Source organism: Bacteroides rodentium JCM 16496 (assembly GCF_000614125.1).
Taxonomy (GTDB): Bacteria; Bacteroidota; Bacteroidia; order Bacteroidales; family Bacteroidaceae; genus Bacteroides; species Bacteroides rodentium.
The window spans coordinates 101,175-126,835 of record NZ_BAKJ01000004.1 but is presented as its reverse complement, the minus strand read 5'-3'; the positions used below and the strand labels follow the sequence as shown (position 1 = coordinate 126,835).

Here is a 25,661-nt window from a genome sequence, read left to right as displayed (position 1 = left end):
CCTTGAGTTATAATTGTTGGTTTAATAAAACATAAAATACTTATGCACCGTAGGCAGACTCTCCATGCTCGTAGATGTCAAGCCCTTCTTCCTCCACACGTTTGGAAACGCGGAGACCGTGGATTTTGTCGAGTCCTTTGAAGATGATGAATCCCATGCCTGCTGCCCATGCGCCTACTGCGAGTGCACCGAACACCTGCGCTCCGAGAAAGCTCCAGCCTGCACCGTAAAACAGTCCCTCGCTGGTGGAAAACAGCCCGGTAAGGATGGTTCCCGTGAAGCCGCAGACACCGTGTACGGAACTGGCCCCTACGGGGTCGTCAATTTTCAATGTCCGGTCGATGAATTCCACCGAATAAATCATCAGGATGCCGCAGACGGTGCCGATGATTGCCGCCCCGAACGGGGACACCATGTCGCAACCGGCTGTGATGCCTACCAGTCCGGCCAGAATACCATTCAGCGTCAGAGACAAGGAAGGCTTGCCATACTTCATCCAGCTTACTGCCAGTGCAAAGAAACCGCCTGCGCAGGCTGCCAGATTGGTGGTGAGGAACACATGCGAGATGGCCTTTGCATCGTCCGTAGTGGCTGCTGCCAACTGTGAGCCGGGGTTGAATCCGAACCATCCGAACCAAAGGATGAATACTCCCAGCGCCGCAATCGTGAGGTTGTGTCCCGGAATGGCTCTTGACTTGCCGTCTTTGCCATATTTCCCGATGCGCGGGCCGAGGATGGCCGCGCCTACCAGGCAATCCAGCCGCCTACGGAATGGACGATGGTGGAACCGGCGAAGTCGTGGAAAGTGGTTCCGAATGTGTCCATCATGAAGGAGCCTGCCTCGCCGTTCATCAGCCAGCCGCCGCCCCAGGTCCAGTGACCGGAAACGGGATAAATCAGCACACTGATGAAGATGGTGTAAACCAGGTACATGGAGAATTTGGTGCGTTCTGCCATGGCGCCGGACACGATGGTGGCAGCCGTTGCGCAGAATACAGTCTGGAATACCAGGAAACCTTCCGTGGGAAGCCCGCCGCCGTCGTAGAACGAGAGGTCGAAGAAATGGGGCATTCCTATGAATCCGCCTGCACCGAACATCAGTCCGAAACCGATGAACCAGTAGAGCAGACTGCCGAACATGAAGTCGACGAAGTTCTTCATCAGGATATTGGCCGTATTTTTTACTCTTGTAAAGCCTGCCTCGACCAGTGCGAAACCCGGCTGCATGAAGAATACCAGCATGGCGGCAAGCAGCATCCATACGGTGTTCAGTCCGTTGGCCAGTTCACCTGCCGTATCGGGAGTGGCAATGGCTGTACTGTCTGTGATTGAGGTGGCTTGTGCAAATATATCTGTAGTGAAGCAGAATGCTATGGATATGGCAAGAGCCATACGCAGTCTGTAGAGACTGCATTTACTATGTTTGTCCATAATTTCTTTTGGCTTTTATAGTAGAACAGAACTGATTTGCGAAAAGAAAAGCGAATAGAGCGAGTATCTTAATTCCCCTCCCCGGAGGAGGAGAAGCAAGTTACTCCGTATTTTTTCGCAAACCAATTCTGTTCGACTATAGTTGTATTGTATTTTCTTAGTTGTGTGGTTTGTGGCTGCCCGTCATCTTTCTTGTTCGGCATTGTAGAGGGCGATGTCGCCTCTCTCGGCGGTGCGGATGCGGATGGCGTCTTCAATGGGGATGACGAAGATGCGTCCGTCGCCTATTTCGCCGGTTTGTGCCGATTTGATGATGGCTTGTACGGTCTTTTCCGCATTCTTGTCGCGCACCACGATGGAGATAAGGATGCGTTCGATGGAGCTGGTGTCGTACATCACACCACGGTAGATGCGTGCCTGTCTGGACTTGCCGATGCCTCTTACCTCGTAGTAGGAGAACCATTCGATGTCCGCTTCGAGCAATGCTTCCTTTACTTCCTCGAATTTGGTCTTGCGGATAATTGCTTCAATCTTTTTCATACCTTGAATTATTTACTATTTGACGATTTACAATTTACTGTTTGCCTTTCGGTGTGTGCAGTGCGGTTTATCTTTCGGCGTGTGTAAATCATAGTGCTTTGCTTTTAGAAGCTTAGTCCGACCACGAAATAGGCACCTTCCGACCTCGGGTTCCAAGTTGCCTTGGCAAACAGCGGGAGGGAAAAGGAATCGGTGATTTTGATGTCTTTCGATACACCCAGGCTGACGTCGCATACGGCAAATCCGTTGGCCTCGTAGAAGTCCGTGGCCCAGGGAGTGGCGCCTATTTCAGCCGTCCAGTCCAGACCGCCCAGTGTGAAGGGGGCTGCCACGGAGATGTAGGATGAATAAGCACGGTCACCGTCTTTGCCGACACCGTCGTCGCCTGCAAAGTTGGTGTACCAGTTTACGGCTACGGGGCCGAAATCATAGCCGATTTGTGCTTCGAACAGATGTGAGTTGGCAGCATTGTGTGCACCGTACTGGAAGTATTTGGCTGTCACCCCATCTCCGGTCACGTTGTACCAGTAGTCCGTCACCGATATACTGAAACCTCCGGTCGAATATCCCAGTATGAGGTCGAACTCTTTCGTGTCCGAACTTTCGATGCCTACGGAGCCCCAGGCTCCCAGAGAGAAACCTTTGTAGGCGATGGATGCGCTCGGCTGGAGCTTACCCCTCCCAAATCCTGGCCGCGCCACACGTAACCGCTTACGAGGTCGACACCTATCGATGCTTCCACTTTATCCTGGGCCTTTGCCGTGAAAGGCATTGCCATTGATAACAGCGCCATTGCCATTATTACCCATTTTACGCTTTTTGTTTTCATATCTTCTTACCTTTAAGTTTAAAAAATTGCGGATGATCAGTCCGCCTCGATTATAGCGAGTACTTCACTAATTCAATTTTTTTATCAGTTTTTATTTCAGCCAGTTCCGGATGCGTTTCATGCTTCCACGCAGTCTTCGTGTTTGCCGAAGGCGGTCAGCCGGATATAGCCCTCGCCGCTGGGGCCGAACCCTACGCCCGGTGTACCCACTACGTTGGCTTCGTACAGCATCTGTTCGAAGAACCGCCAGGAGCCTGTTCCGTCGGGTGTCTTCAGCCAGATGTAAGGAGCGTTCACACCTCCGTAGACCTTCAGCCCGGCGGCTTCGAGGCCCTGCTTCATGGTGCGGGCATTGTCCATATAGTAATCTGTCGTTTCCTTTATCTGCCGCTGTCCCTCCGGTGTGTAAATGGCTTCCGCTGCCCGCTGGGTGATGTAGCCGGTGCCGTTGAACTTGGTAGATTGGCGGCGGTTCCAGAGTTTGTTCAGCGGGATGCGTTCGCCCGTCAGTGTGGCGGCGGTGAGTTCTTTCGGCACTACGGTGTAGCCGCAGCGTACTCCCGTGAATCCGGCAGTCTTCGAGAAACTGCGGAACTCGATGGCGCATTTCTTGGCTCCTTTTATCTCATAGATGGAGTGGGGCACGTCGTCTTCGCGGATGAAGGCTTCGTAGGCGGCATCGAACAGAATCAGTGTATCGTTGGCGAGCGCATAGTCCACCCATTTCTTCAGCTCGGGCTTGGTCAGGGTAGTGCCCGTGGGGTTGTTGGGGTAGCAGAGGTAGACGATGTCGATGCGCTTGTCCGGAATCTCCGGGATGAAGTTGTTCTCGGCGGTGCAAGGCATGTAGGTGACGTTGCTCCACTGGCCGTTTCCTTCCAATACTCCGGCACGTCCGCACATCACGTTGCTGTCTATATAGACCGGATAAATGGGGTCGGTCACGCCTACGCTGTTGTCGTGGCGGAGAATGTCGCCGATGTTTCCCGTGTCGCTCTTGGCTCCGTCGTTCACGAAGATTTCCGTGGGACCGAAGTGGATGCCGCGTGGAAGGTAATCGTGCTTGATGATGGCTTCTATCAGGAAGTCGTATCCTTGCTCGGGACCATATCCACGGAATGTCCGTGCGTCGGCCATCTCCTCCACTGCCTTGTGCATCGCTTCGATGCAGGCTGGTGGCAGTGGCCGGGTAACATCTCCGATACCCAGACGGATGACCTCTTGCTTGGGATGTGTTATCCTGAAAGTATTTACCTTCTTGGCTATGTCCGAAAACAGATAACTGCCCGGTAGCTTTAAAAAATGTTCGTTAACTAATGCCATACGCTTTTCTTGGTTGATAGTTGGTGGTTAGTCAATTAATTCAATTTTTCCGTCGAATACTTGGGTGGCTTCTCCCGTCATCAGTACATGCCCGGTGGCGATGTCCCATCGGATGGTGAGTGAGCCTCCGTCCATGATGATGACAGATTCCCTTCCTGCGCGTCCGGTGAGGAAGGCTGCCACGGCGGTGGCACAAGCTCCGGTTCCGCAGGCTTGGGTGATGCCCGAGCCTCGTTCCCAGACACGCATCCTTATTTTTCCTTCTCCCAATATCTGGGCAAATTCTACATTGATGCGTCCGGGGAAGAGAGGGTGGTGCTCCAGTTTGGGACCGACGACTGTAAGGTCGATGGCTTCAATGTCATTGACAAAGATTACCAGATGCGGGTTTCCCATGGATACGGCGGTCCCTACATATCGTTCTCCGTCCACTTCCAGGGGGTGTTCTTTCATCGGTTTGGCTCCCTTGCGTCGTAGTCTGCCGGTTCGTCGGCAGGTATGCCCATGTCTACGGTCACAGAGTTGACCTTTCCGTCTGCCAAGTGCAGGTTTAGCATCCTTATACCTGACAGTGTATCGAGTGTGATTTCTGTTTTCCGGGTCAGTCCGTAGTCAAAAAGATATTTTCCGATGCAGCGGCTTGCATTGCCGCACATCCGGGCCTCCGAGCCGTCGGCATTGAATATCCGCATGCTGAAATCGGCCTTGTCCGAAGCGCCTATAAGTACCAGACCGTCACTTCCGATTCCCGTATGCGGTGCACTCCATGCCCTGGCAAGTTCTTCCGGATGGCTGATAGGGTATCGGGTTGTATCTACATAAATGTAGTCGTTTCCGGCACCGTGCATCTTGGTGAATTTTATAGCCCTTGTCATTTTGCCCTTTATTGGTTGGTTAATATATCCTTTTGTTTTATTTCGATGCAAATATACGACGTTTTGTTTTACGATTAACTATAAAGCATGTCTATTTTCTATTGTTTTTCAGCGAAACTTTCATTCAATGAGGATATGTCACTGTCGGGCTTTCAATTTAAAAGTATATGGCTTTGTTTTTTGTATAAATTGTAATCCATGTGAAAGTTTAGTCTGATTCAAAATAAGAAAAAAGATTTTTTATAGGACTAACTGCTATCTTTTTGAAAATAACAAACCGCTCCATTGTAGACATAATGAAGCGGTTTGCTTGGTTTTTCTTTCTAAATGTATAAGGAGCGGCTATTTTTTCTTTAGAATTTCTTCCAGCACTACCGGTTCATTGGTTGTGATGAAATCTACTCCCTGGCCGATGAGCCATTCCATGTCTTTGGGTTCGTTTACGGTCCAGGCGTTTACTTTCATGCCGAGGTCGTGGCATTCCTTTATCCATTCGGGATGCTTGCGGAAGACACTGAAGTGATAGTCGGGACCGGCGCAACCCCATGCTTTCAGCTCCTTGGGGGTAAGGTCGCCGGTCAGATAGTAGACGGGGGTGCCTTTGGGTGCCAGACGGATAAATTCCTTGGTGGCATGTTGGGAGAAGGTGATATATTCCGTACGGTCCTCCAGCCTTTGTCCTTTATCATTTTTACGATGCCCTCTACGGCCCGTGTTTCCTGTTCGGGGGTCTTGTGGGCTTTCAGTTCGAGGATAAGGCGGGTTTTCAGGCTTTTTGCCTTGTCCAGATACTGTTGCAGGGTAGGGAGTTGTTCGCCGTTGTCCAGTTGCACGGCGGTGCATACCCGGGCGGTGGCATCTTGCATGGTCACGCCTTTAAAGGTGGCATCGTGGTTGACAACCAGCTGATTGTCCGTGGTGAGCCAAACGTCGAACTCGGAGCCGTAGCAGTGGATGGAATCAGCCTTTACAAGTGCTGCAAGGGAGTTCTGGGCCGAGCCGTCCGTAGTCCAGAAACCCCGGTGGGCAATGACTTCCTGTGCCTGGATGGTGCCGCATGCAGCAAAAAGCAGGGAGGAAGCAAAAAATAGTTTTTTCAGATTCATAATGATTAGGGTGTTTTGTTATGGATACAAAGATAGTGCATGCACCTTAAATATAAAATGAATCGGAGGTTATTTTGCTTTCGATGTATGGAACGCTGTCAGGAAATGCCACACCTCGGCAAGACAAACGCCACACTTTATAGTCGAACAGAACTGATTTGCGAAAAGAAAAGCGAACAGAGAGAGTATCTTAATTCCCCTCCTCCGGGGAGGAGGGGTGCCCAACGGGCGGGGTGGTAGGGAGCATAAAGTAATGAAAATAGTACAGTGCGTATCGCTACCACCTCCCCCTACGGGTACTCCTCCTCCCCGGAGGAGGAGAAGCAAGTTACTCCGTATTTTTTCGCAAACCAATTCTGTTCGACTATAACAAGGCAAATGCCACATTCCGGCAAGACAAATGCCACGCCTCAGCAGTGCAAATGCCATTCATTCGGACAGATGAAGTGTGGCATTTCAATCGCTGAGATGTGGCATTTGCCTTGCTGAAGTGCGGCGTTTGCGAAGTAGACGGTTTACTCCTCGTATGCTTCTTCGTGTACCCCCGCTACTGCCCGTCCGCTGGGGTCGTTCTTCCCTTGGAAAGAGGTGTCCCATGCCAGCGCCTCGGCGGTGGAGCATGCCACACTGGGTACGCTGGGCACGCTCCGGGCTGCGCTTTCACTGGGGAAATGCTCTTCGAAGATGGTGCGATAATAGTACTCTTCCTTGTTTTGCGGGGTATGTACGGGGAAGCGTTCGGCGGCACGCGCCATCTGCTCGTCGCTGACGGCGGCGGCAGTGACGGCTTTCAGCGTATCAATCCAACTGTAGCCCACACCGTCGGAAAACTGTTCTTTCTGCCGCCAGGCAACGCTCCGGGGAAGCATGTCGGCAAAGGCTTCGCGGACTACTTTCTTTTCTATCTCCTTGCCGGGGCACATCTTGACTGCCGGATTGATGCGCATGGCAACATCCAGGAATTCTTTGTCGAGGAAGGGGACACGCCCTTCCACTCCCCAGGCGGCAAGGCTTTTGTTGGCACGGAGGCAGTCGTACAGATACAGCTTGGAGAGCTTGCGCACGGTTTCTTCGTGAAAGGCTTGCGGTGTGGGCGCCTTGTGGAAGTAAAGGTATCCGCCGAACACCTCGTCCGCACCCTCGCCGCTGAGCACCATCTTGATGCCCATGCTCTTGATGACACGCGCCAGCAGATACATGGGGGTGGAGGCGCGGACGGTGGTCACGTCGTAGGTCTCGATGAAATAGATAACGTCGCGGATGGCATCCAGTCCCTCCTGAATGGTATAGTTGATTTCGTGATGCACCGTACCGATGTGTTGCGCCACTTCACGGGCTTTCACCAAGTCGGGAGCCCCCTTCAGCCGACGGCGAAGGAGTGGAGCTGCGGCCACCAGGCATCTGCCTTGTTGTCCGTCTCGATGCGTTTGGCGGCATATTTCTTGGCGATGGCAGAGATGACGGAAGAGTCGAGTCCACCGCTGAGCAGGACACCGTAGGGGACGTCGGACATCAACTGGCGCTGTACGGCGGCTTCGAGGGCATCGTGCACGGCAGTGACTTGTGTGCCGTAGGCTGTCCGGCCTGTCGAAGCCGGCACGGCGTTGCGTTCGGCGGCAGGGGTGTAGTTGTCCTTCACGGCGGCATAGTCCATCCAGTCGCGGGTGTACCAGCGGTGCATTTTGCCCTCGCTCCCCCGGTAGTAGTGGCCGGGAAGGAAAGGCTCGTACTCGTCGCAGAAGCCCTCAAGGGCTTTCAGCTCACTGCCGAAGTAGATGTGTCCCTCCTTGTCGCGTCCTATATAAAGGGGTATCACGCCGATGGGATCGCGGGCGATGAGGTAATCGTCCGTCTCTTCGTCATAGAGGGCAAAGGCGAAGATGCCGTTCAGTCTTCGAGGAAACGGATGCCTTTGTCTTTGTAAAGGGCAAGGATGACTTCGCAGTCGGAACCGGTCTGGAAGGCGTATTTTCCGGCATAGCGGGCACGGATGTCGCGGTGGTTGTAAATCTCGCCGTTGACGGCAAGCACCTGCTTGCGGTCGGGTGAATACAAGGGTTGTCCGCCTGATTCCGGGTCGACAATGGAGAGGCGTTCGTGGGCGAGGATGGCGGAGCCGCCCACGTAGATACCACTCCAGTCCGGTCCGCGATGACGGATTTTCTGCGCCATCCGTAGCGCTTTGTTTCTCAACTCAGGAGTTTGAGACTGTATGTTGAAGATTCCTGCTATTCCACACATGGTAATTATAAATTAAAAGTTAAGAATTAAAGGGAGGGGAATCATTTCCCGTTTTCTTTTAGGGGGGCGAGGTAGCGGTCTATCTCTGCCGCCACTCGTCGTCCGTCGGCCAAGGCGCGTACCACGAGGCTGGCGCCGTGGGCGGCATCGCCTGCCACGAATACGTTCTCTGCAAACTTCGGTTGCTCGGGCTTGAGGAAACCCATGGCAAGAAGCACCATGTCGGCTTCGATGACCTCTTTCTTGCCCGTAGGTTTCATGGTGGGGCGGCCACCGTCTGTTGCCGGAAGCCACTCCACTTCTTCCACTTCCACACCGCATACCTTGCCGTTCTTCCCGATGAACCGGGTGGAGGCGAGGGACCATCGGCGGGTACATCCTTCTTCGTGGCTGCTGGTGGTTTTCAGCACGACGGGCCATTGCGGCCAGGGAGTATGCGGGTTGTGTCCCATGGGCGGTTGGGGCATGATTTCAATCTGGGTCACGCTGACGGCTCCCTGGCGGATGCCGGTGCCTATACAGTCGGACCCGGTATCGCCGCCGCCGATGACGAGTACCCGTTTGCCGCGGGCGTTGACGAGCTGGTCTTTCGGGAAGGTTTCTCCATCCAGAATATGGTTCTGCTGTGCCAGCATGTCGAGGGCAAAGTAGATGCCTTTCAGTTCCCTGCCCGGAATGGCGAGGTCGCGGGCGGTGGGCGTACCGGTACAAATGGCGTAGGCATCAAATCCGGCGGGCAGTTTCTGTACATCGACATGGACTCCCATCTTGAACAAGATACCTTCGGCCTCGAGGATTTTCATGCGGCGGTCGATGACGGCTTTATCCAGTTTGAAGTTGGGGATGCCGTAACGCAGCAGACCTCCCGGCATCGGTTTGCTGTCGAATAGGGTCACTTCGTAACCTTGGGCGTTCAGCCGTACGGCGACACTCAATCCGGCAGGGCCTGCCCCGATAACGGCTACCTTCTTTCCGTTACGTTCGGGCTTGCACGGTGTGATGTAACCCTCGCGAAAGGCAGCTTCGGCAATGGCGGCTTCGTTTTCGCGGATAGTGACCGGCTCGTCGCACGAGAGTTTCAGTACGCACGACTTCTCGCAGAGGGCGGGGCAGATGCGTCCCGTAAATTCGGGAAAGTCGTTCGTGCCGGACAGTATCCGGTAAGCTTCGCGCCATTTGCCCCGGTAGAGTGCGTCTTGGAATTCCGGGTCTTTATTGCCCAGCGGACATGCCCAGTGGCAGAAAGGTACGCCACAGTCCATGCAGCGTGAGGCCTGGAGCTTGCGGTCGTGGCTGTTCAGTGTCTGTTCCACTTGGCTGAAGTCTGTGATACGTTCGTGTATCGGACGGTAACCCGCCTCTTGGCGGGGGATATTGAGGAATGCTTTAGGGTCTCCCATATAAAGCCTCTCCCCCCGGCCCCCTCCCCCGTAGGGAGGGGGAGGGCTGCGCTGTGGGGGTGTGCGTGAGGTAACGCTTGTTTAAGTGGTTAGTATTATTTGATGTAACTCTCTTTTTCCGTATCTACATATATATTGTAGGTCATTCATTGTTTCTCAGTACCATTCCCTCCCCCTCCCTACGGGGGAGGGGGTTGGGGGGAGAGGCTTTAGTCTCTCTGCATCTCTGCAATCTTCTGTTGCAGTTTCCGCATCTGCTCTTCCTGCAGCACCTTCTTGTATTCGATGGGGACTACCTGGATGAACTGGTCGGCATAGCGTGGCCAGTCATCGAGCATGGTGCGTGCCAGTTTGGAACCGGTGTACAGGTAGTGCTGGCGAATGAGTTCGTGCAGTTCCTTGCGGTAGGAGGTTTCTTCGATGAGGCTCAGCTCCACCATTTCCATATTGCAGAAATAGTCGAAGTTGCCGTCCGGGTTCCAGACGTAGGCCACACCACCGGACATGCCTGCGGCAAAGTTGCGTCCCGTCTGTCCGAGTACCACCACGCGTCCGCCGGTCATGTACTCACAGCAGTGGTCGCCTACGCCCTCCACTACGGCTATGGCGCCGGAGTTGCGGACGGCAAAGCGCTCGCCTGCACGGCCGTTGATGTAAACCTCGCCGCTTGTGGCGCCATAAAGCAGGGTGTTGCCTGCAATCGTGTTCTTCTCTGCCTCGAAGTTGCTCCGTACCGGGGGCAGGACGGCGATGCGTCCGCCACTCAGGCCTTTGCCAGATAATCGTTGGCCTCGCCCTCCAGCTTGAAGTTGACACCCGGGACAAGGAATGCCCCGAAGCTCTGTCCGGCAGAGCCTTTGAACTTCACGTTCAGCGTATGTTCGGGCAGCCCTTTCTCTCCGTACTTTGCGGCAATGACACCGGAGAGCATGGCGCCGCAGGCACGGTCGGTATTGGCGATGGTGTACTCCAGCGAGACTTCCTTCCGGCTCTCTACGGCTTGGGCGGCGGCATGCAGTATCTCCACGTCTTTCACATGGTCGATGCCGTGCTGCTGGTCGGTGACGTGACGGATGGCGGCTTCGTTGTCCACGCGTGCCAGTAGTTTGTCGAAGCTTATCAACTGATGTTTCCTGATTCCGTCATCCGGCTTGCGGACGATAAGGTCCGTGCGCCCGATGATGTCGTCCAGGCGTTCCACCCCGATTTCTGCCAGGTATTCGCGTACCTCCTGCGCCAGGAAAGTGAAGAAGTTCACCAGATACTCGCTGCGTCCGCGGAAGCGCTTGCGCAGTTCTTCGTTCTGTGTCGCCACCCCTACGGGGCAAGTGTTCTGGTGGCATTTGCGCATCATCACGCAGCCCAGTACAATCAGGGCGCTGGTGGCGAAACCGAATTCCTCGGCTCCGAGCATTGCCATCAGTATGATGTCGCGGCCGGTTTTGAGTTGTCCGTCCACTTGCAACATCACTTGCCCGCGCAGGCCGTTCAGCACCAGTGTCTGCTGCGTTTCGCTCAAACCGAGTTCGGGCGAGATGCCGGCATAGCGGATGGATGATGCAGGAGAAGCTCCCGTACCGCCCTCTGCACCCGAGATGACTATCAGGTCGGCCTTTGCCTTTGCCACCCCGGCGGCAATGGTGCCTACACCGCTTTCCGCCACCAGCTTTACGCTGATTTTCGCCCGTGGGTTCACGTTCTTCAGGTCGAAGATGAGCTGCGCCAGGTCTTCGATGGAGTAAATGTCGTGGTGGGGCGGGGGGGAAATCAGCGAGATGCCCGGAATGGAGTGACGTGTCTTGGCAATCACTTCATCCACTTTGAAACCCGGCAGCTGCCCGCCTTCGCCCGGCTTGGCGCCTTGGGCAATCTTTATCTGTATTTCGTCCGCATTCACCAGATATTCTGCGGTGACGCCGAAACGTCCCGAGGCCACCTGCTTGATGGCGCTGCGCAGGCTGGTACCGTCTTCGCGCGGCATGAAGCGTGCCCGGTCTTCGCCTCCTTCGCCCGTATTGCTCCGGCCATGCAGCTTGTTCATGGCAATGGCCATGGCTTCGTGGGCTTCGCGGCTGATGGAGCCGTAGGACATGGCGCCGGTGACAAAGCGCTGTACGATGCTTTCTACCGGTTCCACCCGGTCTATGCTGATAGGAGCGCGGTGGAAGTCGAGGAAATCGCGCAGGAAGACGGGAGCTTCCTTGCTGTCTGCCATGGCAGTGAACTCCTTGAATTTCTTGTAGCTTCCCAGGCGTGTGGCAAGTTGCAGTGTGCTGATGGTTTCCGGGTTCCAGGCGTGCTTCTCACCATCCTTACGGAAAGCATACTGTCCGCGGTTCGGCAATAGCTCCGCTTCCCCCTTCTTTTTAATAACCTCCATCCCTTCCTTATGGAAGGCGATGGCGTCACGTGCCACTTCATCCAGGCGTATGCCTCCGATGCATGAACTCAGTCCGCCGAAGTAGGCATTACCCAGCTCCTCGCTCAGTCCTACGGCCTCGAAAATCTTCGCGCCCCGGTAAGAACGGATGGTGCTGATGCCCATCTTGCTCATAATCTTGAACAAGCCTTTGCAGACGGACTTGATATATTTCTTTTCGGCAGTGGCGTAGTCGAGCTGTATCTCCTTTTCGTTCACCAGTCTGTCGATGACGGCAAAAGCCATATACGGATTCAGTGCGCTGGCTCCGAAGCCCAGCAGCAGTGCGGCGTGCATCACTTCGCGGATTTCGCCGCTTTCTGCAATCAGTGCCGTCTGCACCCGTTTGCCCACGGAGATAAGATGGTGGTGTACCGCCGACACGGCAAGCAGTGACGGAATGGCGGCATGGTCGGCGTCTACGTCGCGGTCGGAAAGCACAATGTAGTTCACCCCTTCGTTGACGGATTCTTCCGCCTGCTTGCAGAGGGTTGCCAATGCTTCCTGCAATCCCTGGCGCCCTTTTGCCACTTCGAAGAGCAGGGGCAGCTTCACGGTCTTGAAGCCTTTGTACCGGATGTTGCAGAGAATATCCAGCTGGGCGTTGTTCAGGATGGGATGGTTCAACCTCACCATCTTGCAATGGTTTTCGCTGGGTGTCAGTATGTTCATGCCTACGGCTCCGATGTATTCGGTCAGCGACATTACCAGTTCTTCGCGTATCGGGTCGATGGGAGGGTTGGTGACCTGGGCAAACTGCTGGCGGAAATAGTTGTACAGCAGTTGCGGCTTGTCCGAGAGCACTGCCAGCGGCGTATCGTTGCCCATGGAGTTGATGGGCTCGGCACCGGTGGTACACATCGGGACAATCAGCCGTTCCACGTCTTCTTTGGAGTAGCCGAAGATGCGCAGCATGCTGTCGTAGTTCTCCACGCTATGGGAGACTTTGCGACCGCTTTTCAGTTCGTCCAGCTCGATGCGGTTGCCGGCCAGCCAGGTGCGGTATGGTTTGGCTTCGGCAAGTTGTTTCTTCAGTTCGCCGTCATAATATATTTCGCCTTTCTCGGTGTCTATAAGCAGTATCTTGCCCGGTTGCAGGCGTCCTTTTTCCTTGATGTCTCCCGGTTCGAAATCCATCACGCCGACTTCGCTGGCCACTACCATCATGCCGCCCTGCGTAATCAGGTAGCGTGCAGGGCGCAGTCCGTTCCTGTCGAGCATGCCGCCTGCATAGCGCCCGTCGCTGAAGAGCAGTGCCGCCGGTCCGTCCCACGGCTCCATCAGGATGGAGTGGTACTCGTAGAAAGCTTTCAGGTCTTCGCTGATGGGATTCTTTTCATTGAAAGATTCCGGCACCAGCATGGCCATGGCGTGCGGCAGGCTCAGGCCTGACATGATGAGAAATTCGAGCACATTGTCCAGCGAGGCACTGTCGCTCATGCCCGGTTGCACGATGGGGCGCAGCTCCCGGATGTCTCCCAGGGCGGGAGAGGAGAGTACGCTCTCACGGGCTTCCATCCAGCCGCGGTTGCCGCGGATGGTATTGATTTCGCCGTTGTGTGCCAGCAGGCGGAAAGGCTGTGCCAGTCCCCAGGTGGGGAAAGTGTTGGTGCTGAAACGGGAGTGCACCAATGCCAGCCCGCTGGTGAAGTAGCTGTTGGTGAGGTCGGGGAAGTAGTTGCGCAGCTGCAGGGAAGAGAGCATACCCTTGTAGACGATGTTCTTCGTGGAGAGTGAGACGATGTAGAAATCCTCTCGGGTGGGGATGTCCGACTTGCGTATTCTGTTCTCTATCCTTTTCCTTATTATATAGAGCCGGCGGTCGGCGGTTTCGCTTTCCGTAAATCCGGTGATGAAGATTTGCTTGATGTCCGGTTCGTTGGCAAGAGCCGCTTCTCCCAATATTTCGGGGCAAGTGGGCACATTGCGCAGATGCATCAGGGTCAATCCTTCCTTTTCAATCTCTTCGATAATGACGCTCAGGATGGCAGCCCGGTCTTTCCCGTCTTTGGGAAGGAAAAGCAGGCCGGTGCCGTATTTCCCCTTTTCGGGAACGGGGATGCCTTGCAACAGGATGAATTCGTGCGGTATCTGCAGCATGATGCCGGCGCCGTCTCCGGTTTTGTTGTCCGCTCCTTCCGCTCCACGGTGGCGCATGTTTTCCAGCACCTTCAATGCCGATTCTACCAGTTCGTGTGATTTCCCTCCCTGGATATTGACCAGCATGCCTACTCCGCAGGCATCGTGCTCGTGGGATGCCTCATACAAGCCCAACTGTTTGGGCTGTCGCTGGTAATCCTTTACTTTTGTTTTGCTGTTAAAAAGTTCTTGTTTCATGATTATAAGCTTTCTTTATTGCTGTATAATGTCGTTTTGTGGTATCAAAATGTTTGGCAAATATATAGTATTAATTGCAAAATGGCAGCATGCATCCCTGCCTTCTTTCTTGCAAAATTCCTGTGATAGGAGATGATGTTATGAATTGATAGAAAACACCCTCTGTTTTCTTTTAATCCTAAATCAGAATCAGACGGTTTGGTTTTGATTTATAAATTAAGCCTTTTGCTTTTAAAATAATATTTTCTTTAACTTTTTGATGTAAAAACAACTTTTTTCTATTCTTTTGATAAATAAATAGTGGAAAGATTAACTTTATGTTCTTAAGAATATATATATTTGCAGCGCAAAATCAAATACTGATACATTATGTGTGGAATAGTAGGCTATATAGGTCAAAGGAAAGCCTACCCCATTCTTATCAAAGGTCTGAAGCGGTTGGAGTACCGTGGATATGATAGTGCAGGGGTAGCATTAATCAGTGATAACCGACAGTTGAACGTGTATAAAGCGAAAGGTAAGGTTTCGGAACTTGAAACTTTCGTTGCTCAAAAAGATATTTCCGGTAGCATTGGTATTGCACATACACGTTGGGCCACTCATGGAGAACCTTGTTCCGTCAATGCCCATCCCCATTATTCCTCTTCCGAACGTCTCGCCCTCATCCATAACGGCATCATTGAAAACTACGCCGTCCTTAAAGAAAAACTTCAAGCCAAAGGTTATGTATTTAAAAGCAGCACTGATACCGAGGTGCTGGTACAGCTCATCGAATACATTCAGGTGACAAACCATATTGACCTGCTGACGGCGGTGCAACTTGCCTTGCAGGAAGTGATTGGGGCGTATGCCATTGCGGTGCTCGACAAGGACAATCCGGATGAGATAATCGCTGCCCGCAAGAGCAGTCCGCTGGTGGTGGGCATCGGTGAAGGAGAGTTTTTCCTGGCTTCGGATGCCACGCCGATTGTGGAATACACGGACAAGGTGGTGTATCTGGAAGACGAGGAGATTGCCCTCATCCGTCGGGGCGCGAAGCTGAAGGTGGTTAACCTGAAGAATGTGGAATGCCCGCACGAGGTAAAGACGGTAGCGCTCAATCTGGGCCAGCTGGAGAAGGGCGGCTATCCGCACTTCATGCTGAAGGAAATCTTCGAACAGCCCGGCTGCATTCACGACTGCATGCGCGGACGTATCAATGTGGAGGGTACGAACGTGGTTCTTTCTGCCGTGATTGACTATAAGGAACGTCTGCTGGCGGCCAAACGCTTCGTCATCGTGGCATGCGGCACCTCATGGCATGCCGCCCTCATCGGCAAGCATTTGATTGAAAGCTTCTGCCGTATTCCGGTAGAAGTGGAGTATGCCAGTGAGTTCCGTTACCGCGACCCGGTGATTGACGGCAACGATGTGGTGATAGCCATCTCGCAAAGCGGCGAGACGGCCGATACGCTGGCTGCCGTGGAGCTTGCCAAAAGCCGTGGGGCATTTATATACGGCATCTGCAATGCCATCGGTTCCAGCATTCCCCGTGCCACGCATACGGGTTCCTATATCCACGTGGGACCGGAAATAGGTGTGGCATCCACCAAAGCCTTCACCGGGCAGGTAACGGTGCTCGCCATGCTGGCCCTGACGCTTGCCAAAGAGAAAAAGACGATGGACGAAGCGTTGTACCTGGCAGTTGTCAAGGAATTGGGACATATCCCCGACAAGATGAAGGAGGTCTTGAAACTGAACGACCGCATAGCGGAACTTTCCAGGATATTCACCTACGCACACAACTTTATCTATCTGGGACGCGGATACAGTTACCCCGTAGCCCTGGAAGGTGCCTTGAAGTTGAAGGAGATTTCGTATATCCATGCCGAGGGCTATCCTGCCGCCGAAATGAAGCATGGTCCCATTGCCTTGGTAGATGCCGAGATGCCGGTGGTGGTCATTGCCACCCGGAATGGGCTTTACGAAAAGGTGCTGAGCAATATCCAGGAAATAAAGGCGCGTAAAGGCCGCGTTATCGCCATTGTGACAAAGGGAGATACGGTCATCAGTAAAATAGCCGACACTTGCATCGAGCTTCCCGAAACAATGGAGTGCCTTGATCCGTTAATAACTACGGTACCTCTGCAATTACTTGCCTATCACATTGCCGTGTGCAAGGGGATGGATGTGGACCAGCCGAGGAATCTGGCGAAGTCGGTGACTGTAGAATGAGGACATGTACAATTTACCATTTACAATGTACGATTGGGCTGCGCTTGGGAGATGTAAATGGTAATTGTATGCTATAATAAGGAAAAGAAAGGTGTACACTTGAAATTGTACATTGTAAATGGTAAATAGTAAATAAATAGATAGATGGAACAACTGAAGCATGAATGTGGCGTTGCCATGATACGCCTGCTGAAACCGCTGGAATACTATGAAGAGAAGTATGGTACATGGATGTACGGGCTCAACAAGCTCTATCTCCTGATGGAGAAACAACACAATCGCGGGCAGGAGGGTGCCGGGCTGGCCTGCGTGAAACTGGAAGCCAATCCCGGCGAGGAATATATGTTCCGTGAGCGTGCGCTCGGTCCGGGTGCCATTACCGAAATTTTCGGTACGGTGCAGGGCAACTTCAAGGACGTGACGAAGGAACAGCTGCACGATGCGGACTATGCCAAGCGTGTACTGCCTTTTGCCGGGGAGGTCTATATGGGGCACCTGCGTTACTCCACTACCGGCAAGTCCGGCATCTCGTACGTGCACCCGTTCCTCCGGCGAAACAACTGGCGTGCCAAGAATCTTGCCCTCTGCGGCAACTTCAACATGACGAATGTGGATGAAATCTTCGCACGCATCACCGCCATCGGCCAGCATCCGCGCAAATATGCCGATACCTACATCATGCTGGAGCAGCTGGGGCACCGCCTCGACCGCGAAGTGGAGCGCCTCTTCAACCTTGCCGAAGCCGAAGGCTGGCAGGCATGGACATCACCCATTATATAGAAGACCACATCGACCTTGCCAACGTGCTGCGCACCTCGAGCAGGGAGTGGGACGGGGGATACGTGATGTGCGGTCTCACCGGCAGCGGAGAGACTTTTGCCGTGCGCGACCCGTGGGGCATCCGCACCGCCTTCTGGTATCAGGACGACGAAATAGCGGTGCTTGCCAGCGAACGTCCCGTGATACAGACAGCCCTTAATGTTCCTGCCGGCTCCATCAGGGAGCTGCAACCCGGACAAGCCATGTTTATCAACAAGGCCGGCAAGGTGCGCACCGTGCAAATCAACAAGCCGCGCGAGGTGAAGCCCTGCTCCTTCGAGCGCATCTACTTCAGCCGGGGCAGTGATGCGGACATTTACCGGGAACGCAAGCTGCTGGGTGAGAAGCTGGTGCCCAACATCCTGAAAGCCATCGGCAACGATGTGGACCATACCGTCTTTTCCTTCATCCCCAATACGGCGGAAGTTGCCTTCTACGGAATGCTGCAGGGATTGGATGAATACCTCAACGAAGAGAAGGTGCAGCAGATTGCCGCCCTGGGGCATAGTCCCAGCCACGACGAGCTGGAGCATATCCTGTCGCGGCGCATACGGAGCGAGAAGGTGGCCATCAAGGACATCAAGCTGCGTACCTTCATTGCCGAAGGAAACAGTCGGAACGACCTCGCCGCCCATGTGTACGACATCACTTACGGAAGCCTTGTCCCGGGAGTGGATAATCTGGTCATCATCGACGACTCGATAGTGCGCGGAACCACCCTGAAGCAGAGCATCATCGGCATCCTCGACCGTCTGGGGCCGAAGAAGATAGTCATTGTAAGCTCCTCGCCGCAGGTGCGCTATCCCGACTACTACGGCATCGACATGGCGCGGATGAGCGAGTTCATCGCCTTCAAGGCTGCCGTGGAACTGCTGAAGGAGCGTGAGATGCGCGATGTGATTGCCGCCGCCTACCGCAAGTCCAAGGAGCAGGCAGGCCTGCCCAAAGAGCAGATGGTGAATTACGTGAAGGAGATTTACGCTCCCTTCACCGACGAGGAAATCTCTGCCAAGATGGTGGAGCTTCTCACTCCGAAAGGGACGAAAGCCAAAGTGCAGATTGTCTACCAGCCCCTCGAGGGGCTGCACGAGGCCTGCCCCAACCATCCGGGCGACTGGTACTTCAGCGGCGATTATCCTACGCCGGGCGGCGTGAAGCTGCTGAACAAGGCATTTATTGATTATATAGAACAAGTTTATCAATTCTAAAGCCTCTCCCCCCAGCCCCCTCCCCCGTAGAGGGGGAGGAGATAGAACTGCAATGGAACGCAAATTACACAAATTACGCAAATATAGTTTTAACCAATCCGCTGATTATCAATATGTGCGATTTGCATTATAGTAGAACAGAAATGATTTGCGAAAAAAAAGCGAATAGAGCGAGTATCTCAATTCCCCTCCTCCGGGGAGGAGGGGTGCCCAACGGGCGGGGTGGTAGGGAACATAAAGCAATGAAAAATAGTACACTGCAATAGGAGATAGAATTTGAATTGTAATAGAATAATGATTTGACTAACAATATATTTATGAATAACAACAGTGACAAAGTGAATGTAACTTCTTCCCCCCTCTACGGGGGAGGGGAAGGGAGTGAGGCTTCTCCTGGACGACGGCACCGTGTTCCACGGCAAGTCGTTCGGCTTTGAAAAGCCGGTAGCGGGAGAGGTGGTCTTCAACACAGCCATGACGGGTTATCCCGAAAGCCTGACCGACCCTTCGTATGCCGGACAGCTGATGACGCTCACCTATCCCTTGGTGGGCAATTACGGTGTGCCGCCTTTCACGCTCGAACCGAACGGGCTTGCCACGTTCATGGAGAGCGGGCACATCCATGCCGAAGCCATTATCGTAAGCGATTACAGCGAAAACTACAGCCATTGGAATGCCGTGGAAAGCCTTGGCGACTGGCTGAAACGCGAACAGATTCCGGGCATCACGGGCATCGATACCCGCGAACTGACAAAGGTGCTCCGCGAGCATGGAGTGATGATGGGACGTATTGTCTTTGACAATGAACAATTGACAATGGACAATGGACAATTGACAATGGACAATAAGTATGGTGAAATAAACTATGTGGACAAGGTAAGTTGCAAGGACATCATTGTATACACCGGAACAGAAAGCCGTCATTTTGACGTCAACACCCCCACAGCGCAGCTCAATTGTCAATTGTCCATTGTCAATTGTCCATTGAAGCGCGTGCTCCTTGTGGATTGCGGTGTCAAGCACAACATCATCCGCTGCCTGCTGAAGCGTGGCGTAGAAGTGATTCGAGTTCCTTGGGACTATGACTATACCGGGCTGGAGTTCGACGGGCTGTTCATCTCCAACGGTCCCGGTGACCCCGATACCTGCGATGCTGCCGTGCAGAATATCCGCAAGGCAATGCAGAACGAGAAACTGCCCATCTTCGGCATCTGTATGGGAAACCAGTTGCTTTCCAAGGCGGGGGGCGCCAAGATATACAAACTGAAATACGGCCACCGCAGCCATAACCAGCCGGTGCGCATGGTGGGTACGGAACGTTGCTTCATCACCTCGCAGAATCATGGGTATGCCGTAGACAACGACACGCTGACAGCAGACTGGGAACCGCTTTTCATCAATATGAACGATGGTTCCAATGAAGGAATCCGCCACAAACGCAATCCCTGGTTCTCCGCACAGTTCCATCCCGAAGCTGCCAGCGGGCCGACGGATACGGAGTTCCTTTTCGACGAGTTCGTGAAGCTGCTCTAAGGAAATTGATAATGGAAAGTAAATGAGGGGAATTTAGATACTATATAAACTAAATTTCAACATCTGCTTAATTTAGGTTTTAGATAGAAAGACAAATGAAAGAAAACAATATAAAGAAAGTCCTGCTGCTTGGTTCCGGTGCACTGAAAATCGGTGAGGCAGGAGAGTTTGACTACTCCGGTTCGCAGGCGCTCAAGGCATTGAAGGAGGAAGGTATCTACACGGTTCTCATCAATCCGAACATTGCCACAGTACAGACCTCGGAGGGCGTTGCCGACCAGATTTACTTCCTGCCCGTCACTCCTTACTTCGTGGAGAAGGTGATAGAGAAAGAACGTCCGGACGGCATCATGCTTGCCTTTGGCGGACAGACGGCACTGAACTGCGGTGTGTCCCTCTACAAAGACAAGATTTTCGAAAAGTACGGCGTGACGGTTCTCGGCACTCCCGTGCAGGCCATCATCGACACGGAGGACCGTGAAATCTTTGTGCGGAAACTGAATGAGATTGATGTAAAGACCATCAAGAGCGAAGCTGTGGAGAATGCGGCAGATGCCCGCCGCGCAGCCCGCGAACTGGGATACCCGGTCATTGTCCGTGCCGCCTACGCGCTTGGCGGACTGGGCTCGGGCTTCTGCGACAATGAAGAAGAGCTGAATGTGCTGGTGGAGAAAGCCTTCTCCTTCTCCCCGCAGGTGTTGGTGGAGAAATCATTGAAGGGCTGGAAGGAAGTGGAATACGAGGTGGTGCGCGACCGTTTTGACAACTGCATCACGGTCTGCAACATGGAGAACTTCGACCCGCTGGGCATCCATACGGGCGAGTCCATCGTTATTGCCCCGTCACAGACGTTGAGCAATACGGACTACCACAAGCTCCGCGAACTCGCTATCCGCATCATCCGTCACATCGGCATTGTGGGAGAGTGCAACGTGCAGTATGCCTACGACCCGATGAGCGAGGACTACCGCGTAATCGAGGTGAACGCACGCTTGAGCCGCTCCTCTGCACTGGCCTCTAAGGCAACGGGTTATCCGCTTGCCTTTGTGGCCGCCAAACTCGGTTTGGGCTATGGCCTGTTCGACTTGAACAACTCCGTGACGAAGACCACAAGCGCTTTCTTCGAACCTGCCCTGGACTATGTGGTCTGCAAGATACCGCGTTGGGATTTGGGCAAGTTCCACGGCGTGGACAAGGAGCTGGGGTCGAGCATGAAGTCGGTAGGCGAGGTGATGGCCATCGGGCGTACTTTCGAAGAGGCCATCCAGAAAGGCTTGCGCATGATAGGCCAGGGCATGCACGGCTTTGTGGAGAACAAGGAACTGGTGATTGCCGATTTGGACAAGGCCCTGCGCGAACCCACGGACAAGCGTATCTTTGTCATCTCCAAAGCCTTCCGTGCCGGATATACGGTGGACCAGGTGCACGGGCTGACCAAGATAGACCGCTGGTTCCTGGAGAAGCTGATGAACATCATGAAGACATCAAGGGAGTTGCACTCCTGGGCAGTGGATGGTGAAAAGAATGTCCATTGTCAATCGTCAATTGTCAATTGTCAATTGTCAATTGTCAATTGTCCATTGTCCATTGTCCCCGTGGACTTATTGCGTAAAGCCAAAGTGCAAGGCTTCTCCGATTTCCAGATAGCCCGTGCCCTCGGCCTGGAGCAGGCAATGGACGGCGAAGAAGCCATCCTTGCCGTCCGCAATTTCCGCAAGCGTGCAGGCATTCTGCCCGTGGTGAAGCAGATAGATACCCTTGCCGCCGAATATCCCGCACAGACCAACTACCTCTACCTGACGTATAGCGGCACGGCAAATGATGTCCGTTACCTTGGCGACCGCAAGTCCATCGTCGTATTGGGTTCCGGCGCCTACCGCATCGGTTCTTCCGTAGAGTTCGACTGGTGCGGCGTGCAGGCATTGAATACCATCCGCCAGGAAGGCTACCGCAGTGTCATGATAAACTACAATCCCGAAACCGTGTCTACGGACTATGACATGTGCGACCGTCTTTACTTCGACGAACTTACCTTCGAGCGTGTGATGGATATCCTCGAGCTGGAGAATCCCCACGGGGTGATTGTCTCTACCGGCGGTCAGATACCGAACAACCTTGCCCTGCGCCTCGATGCGCAGAAGGTACCTATTCTCGGCACAAGCGCCAAGAGCATCGACAATGCCGAAGACCGTGACAAGTTCTCCGCCATGCTCGACCGCATTGGCGTAGACCAGCCCGAATGGCGGGCGCTTACCTCCCTGGAGGACATCAACGCCTTTGTGGATAAGGTGGGCTTCCCGGTATTGGTCCGTCCCAGCTACGTGTTGTCCGGCGCCGCGATGAACGTCTGTTCCAACCGGGAGGAGCTGGAACGCTTCCTAAAGTTGGCGGCGAATGTCAGCAAGAAACATCCCGTCGTGGTAAGCCAGTTCATCGAGCATGCCAAGGAGGTGGAGATGGATGCCGTGGCGCAAGGCGGGGAGATTATCGCATACGCCATCAGTGAGCATATCGAGTTTGCCGGGGTGCATTCCGGTGACGCTACCATCCAGTTCCCGCCGCAGAAGCTGTATGTGGAGACGGTGCGCCGCATCAAGCGCATCAGCCGTGAGATTGCCCGCGAGCTGAACATCTCCGGCCCGTTCAACATCCAGTACCTGGCACGCGAGAACGACATCAAGGTGATTGAGTGCAATCTCCGCGCCAGCCGTTCGTTCCCGTTTGTCAGCAAGGTGCTGAAGATAAACCTCATCGAGCTGGCCACGAAGGTGATGCTCGGCATCCCGGTGCAGAAGCCGGACAAGAACCTGTTCGACCTGGACTATGTAGCATCAAAGCGAGCCAGTTCTCCTTCAACCGTCTGCAGAAGGCCGACCCGGTGCTGGGGGTGGATATGGCAAGTACGGGCGAGGTGGGTTGCATCGGCAGCGATACTTCCTGCGCCATTCTCAAGGCGATGCTCTCCGTGGGCTACCGCATTCCGGAGAAGAACGTCCTGCTTTCCACCGGCACCCCGAAGCAGAAGGTGGACATGCTTTCTGCCGCGCGTATGCTTCAGAAGAAAGGATACAGGATATTTGCCACGGGCGGCAGCAGCAACTTCCTTACGGAGAACGGTGTGGAGAATACACGCGTCTACTGGCCCAGCGAACCCGAACGCCAGCCGCAGGCACTCGACATGCTGCACCGCAAGGAGATAGACATGGTGGTCAATATTCCGAAGAACCTCACCGCAGGCGAGCTGGACAACGGCTACAAGATACGCCGCGCCGCCATCGACCTCAATATTCCGCTGATAACGAATGCCCGTCTGGCAAGTGCGTTTATCCATGCATTCTGCACGATGACGCCGGATGATTTGGCTATTAAGTCGTGGGCGGAGTACAAATGATAGTTTACCGCTTCGGAGGATGTGTCATAATTCACCACAGAGGACACAGAGTAGCACAGAGATGACTTTTACTTTTGATTATCAACAAAAGAACTCTGAGATACTCTGTGTAACTCTGTGGTGAAAAGAGTTCTGACCCCATAAATAACGATTTTAACTTTTTAATTTTAATTCCTGCGAAATCCATCCGTATGTGAGCGAGTTTTTCTTATATTTGCCCGGTAAATAGCCACAGATGGAAATAGAGAAAGAAACCGAAATATGGTATGCCATGCGTGCCACTTACCGCAGGGAGCTCGAGGCCGTGAAGCTGCTCGAACGGGAAAGGCTGGGCTGTTTTGTCCCCATGCAGTACAAGGTAAGCGTGAAGCGGGGGAAGAAAGTCCGTGAGCTGGTGCCTGCCGTCCACAGTCTGGTCTTTGTCCATGCCTGTCCTTCCGAGGTGCAGCGCGTGAAGTCGCAGGTCAGTTGGCTGCAATACATCACCGACAGCCGCAGCGGGCAGAAAATCATTGTTCCCGACAGCCAGATGCAGCGTTTCATCGCCGTGTCCGGCACTTACAACGACCATCTTCTGTACTTCCGGCCCGACGAACTGAACCTGAAGAAAGGCACCCGCGTCCGTGTCACCGGTGGGGAGTTCAAGGGGCAGGAAGGCATTTACCAGAAGGTGAAGGGTGCCCGCGACCGTCGTGTGGTGGTAGAGATACAAGGTGTCATCGCCGTGGCCATGGCCACCGTCCATCCCGACCTTATCGAAGTAGTGGACAAAGCATTATAGGGAATAATAAAATTTGAGTATTATGATAATATATCATGGAGGATTCAAATATCCTACCCATCAGATTAACTTTTGTACCCGGAAAGCGTTAGAGTGTTTAACTTTTAAAGGAAGCGAGGAGGTAAAGAATGCTTGTTGTCAATGCGATCTTTTGTAAGTAAGACCAAATGATGTATAGTCGAACAGAATTGGTTTGCGAAAAAATACAATGGTATCTTCATTCTCCTCCTCCGGGGAGGAGGAGTACCCGTAGGGGGAGGTGGTAGCGATACGCACTGTACTATTTTTCATTGTTTTATGCTCCCTACACCCCGCCCGTTGGGCACCCCTCCTCCCCGGAGGAGGGGAATTCAGATACTATTGTAATATAAACTAAATTTCAACATATACTTAAGGAATTAACATTGCTTCTGCTCAATGCCGGAACACATTCTGATTTTTTTTAGTTCCGCATCAAAGCGATAGCAAATTTCAGTTCTCGGACAGCCGGGGGGAAGGTCGGAGTAACTATTCGGCGAATTAATCAGGAGATAATTTTTCAGATGCAGATGACACAGACAACACAGAGTTTATGTTTTTCTTACCTGATGCAATGTTTCTGAGGACGTGAAATTAAATTATCCGCGTCATCCGCGCCTGAAATAATTATCATAAAGCATCATCCGCTAAATAATCCCCCTGTACTCCTTCTCCGCCTCGAAGCAGGGGCAGGGCTTCACGGGGTTCAGGTCGTGGTGCCCTACAATCAGCGCATGCGGGAAAAGGCGTCTCAACTCCCGCAGAAGGGCAATGAGCGATGCCTTTTGTGCCGGTGTGCGGGTGTCGGCGGGTCGGCTTGCGGCATCCAGTCCCCCTTCGTAGCAGATACCTATGGAATGCCGGTTGTGGTGGAGGCAATGCGCACCCACCTTCTCCAACGGACGACCGCGGTGAATCTCGCCGTCGCGGGTCAGGTAGAAGTGGTAGCCGATGTCGCTGAAGCCGCGGTGCCGGATGTGGTCACGGCGGCAGTCCTCAAAGCTCAGGCCCACGCCCTGAGGCGTGGCCGAGCAATGGACAATAAGCAGGGTAATCGTGCGCATGATTACTTGCAGGCGCCCAGACCCAAAGCTCCCGCAATGGCGGTGGCTACGGTGATGATTACTTTGAGGATAATTCCCCATACAGACTTCTTAGATTCTTTCTCTTCCTTCATAACATCAATCACTAAACAT

At 53.5% G+C, this 25,661-nt stretch carries 7 protein-coding genes and 10 pseudogenes; 5 read left to right on the top strand and 12 right to left on the bottom strand.

Features of this window, described 5'->3' with window-relative positions:
- Positions 1–40 precede the first annotated feature (40 nt).
- The 10 genes and pseudogenes from JCM16496_RS02935 to gltB all read right to left on the bottom strand — a co-directional run bounded on the left by JCM16496_RS02935 (position 41) and on the right by gltB (position 14,390).
- Positions 41–1,431, bottom strand: a pseudogene (locus tag JCM16496_RS02935) (ammonium transporter).
- A gap of 183 nt (positions 1,432–1,614) precedes the next feature.
- Entirely contained in the window at positions 1,615–1,971 is a 357-nt protein-coding gene (locus tag JCM16496_RS02930; RefSeq protein WP_025832206.1) for a P-II family nitrogen regulator, read from the bottom strand.
- A 104-nt stretch (positions 1,972–2,075) separates the two neighbouring features.
- A pseudogene (locus JCM16496_RS02925) lies at positions 2,076–2,800 on the bottom strand (hypothetical protein).
- A 91-nt stretch (positions 2,801–2,891) separates the two neighbouring features.
- Positions 2,892–4,123 (bottom strand): annotated as a pseudogene (locus tag JCM16496_RS02920) (LL-diaminopimelate aminotransferase).
- A 27-nt stretch (positions 4,124–4,150) separates the two neighbouring features.
- Positions 4,151–4,998, bottom strand: a pseudogene (gene dapF / locus JCM16496_RS02915) (diaminopimelate epimerase).
- Between the two features lie 342 nt (positions 4,999–5,340).
- Positions 5,341–6,104 (bottom strand): annotated as a pseudogene (locus JCM16496_RS02910) (glycerophosphodiester phosphodiesterase family protein).
- A gap of 515 nt (positions 6,105–6,619) precedes the next feature.
- Positions 6,620–7,656 (bottom strand): annotated as a pseudogene (asnB, locus tag JCM16496_RS25200) (asparagine synthase B); the annotation flags it as partial.
- A 75-nt stretch (positions 7,657–7,731) separates the two neighbouring features.
- Positions 7,732–8,345, bottom strand: a pseudogene (gene asnB / locus JCM16496_RS25195) (asparagine synthase B); the annotation flags it as partial.
- 41 nt (positions 8,346–8,386) lie between these two features.
- Positions 8,387–9,745, bottom strand: a complete 1,359-nt coding sequence (locus JCM16496_RS02900; protein WP_025832204.1) for a glutamate synthase subunit beta — start codon at positions 9,743–9,745, stop codon at positions 8,387–8,389.
- A 209-nt stretch (positions 9,746–9,954) separates the two neighbouring features.
- Positions 9,955–14,390 (bottom strand): annotated as a pseudogene (gltB, locus tag JCM16496_RS02895) (glutamate synthase large subunit).
- Positions 14,391–14,870: 480 nt separating this feature from the next.
- On the opposite strand from gltB, the gene glmS reads away from it, so the two are divergent.
- From glmS to JCM16496_RS02870, 5 genes and pseudogenes are all read left to right on the top strand, one after another.
- Positions 14,871–16,715: a glutamine--fructose-6-phosphate transaminase (isomerizing) gene (gene glmS / locus JCM16496_RS02890; RefSeq protein ID WP_025832202.1), complete on the top strand. Its 1,845-nt coding sequence runs from the start codon at positions 14,871–14,873 to the stop codon at positions 16,713–16,715.
- Positions 16,716–16,859: 144 nt separating this feature from the next.
- A pseudogene (locus JCM16496_RS02885) lies at positions 16,860–18,742 on the top strand (amidophosphoribosyltransferase).
- 381 nt (positions 18,743–19,123) lie between these two features.
- Positions 19,124–20,275 carry a glutamine-hydrolyzing carbamoyl-phosphate synthase small subunit gene (gene carA / locus JCM16496_RS02880; RefSeq protein ID WP_025832201.1) on the top strand — a complete coding sequence of 384 codons (1,152 nt, stop codon included), beginning with the start codon at positions 19,124–19,126 and terminating at the stop codon, positions 20,273–20,275.
- Between the two features lie 95 nt (positions 20,276–20,370).
- Positions 20,371–23,666, top strand: a pseudogene (carB, locus tag JCM16496_RS02875) (carbamoyl-phosphate synthase (glutamine-hydrolyzing) large subunit).
- A gap of 235 nt (positions 23,667–23,901) precedes the next feature.
- Positions 23,902–24,447 carry a UpxY family transcription antiterminator gene (locus tag JCM16496_RS02870; protein ID WP_025832200.1) on the top strand — a complete coding sequence of 182 codons (546 nt, stop codon included), beginning with the start codon at positions 23,902–23,904 and terminating at the stop codon, positions 24,445–24,447.
- Between the two features lie 665 nt (positions 24,448–25,112).
- On the opposite strand, the gene JCM16496_RS02865 is transcribed toward JCM16496_RS02870, so the two are convergent.
- A complete protein-coding gene (locus JCM16496_RS02865) occupies positions 25,113–25,529 on the bottom strand; it encodes an N-acetylmuramoyl-L-alanine amidase (protein ID WP_025832199.1) in 417 nt (138 codons plus the stop codon).
- 2 nt (positions 25,530–25,531) lie between these two features.
- Positions 25,532–25,642 (bottom strand): smalltalk protein, encoded by a 111-nt coding sequence (locus tag JCM16496_RS23325; protein WP_167332288.1) that lies wholly within the window; start codon positions 25,640–25,642, stop codon positions 25,532–25,534.
- Positions 25,643–25,661 lie beyond the last annotated feature (19 nt).

Bases quoted from the DNA above. Each gene is read 5' to 3' on its own strand.
- JCM16496_RS02930 (WP_025832206.1), bottom strand. From the start codon at position 1,971: ATGAAAAAGATTGAAGCAATTATCCGCAAGACCAAATTCGAGGAAGTA.
- JCM16496_RS02900 (WP_025832204.1), bottom strand. From the start codon at position 9,745: ATGGGAGACCCTAAAGCATTCCTCAATATCCCCCGCCAAGAGGCGGGT.
- glmS (WP_025832202.1), top strand. From the start codon at position 14,871: ATGTGTGGAATAGTAGGCTATATAGGTCAAAGGAAAGCCTACCCCATT.
- JCM16496_RS02870 (WP_025832200.1), top strand. From the start codon at position 23,902: ATGGAAATAGAGAAAGAAACCGAAATATGGTATGCCATGCGTGCCACT.
- JCM16496_RS02865 (WP_025832199.1), bottom strand. From the start codon at position 25,529: ATGCGCACGATTACCCTGCTTATTGTCCATTGCTCGGCCACGCCTCAG.
- JCM16496_RS23325 (WP_167332288.1), bottom strand. From the start codon at position 25,642: ATGAAGGAAGAGAAAGAATCTAAGAAGTCTGTATGGGGAATTATCCTC.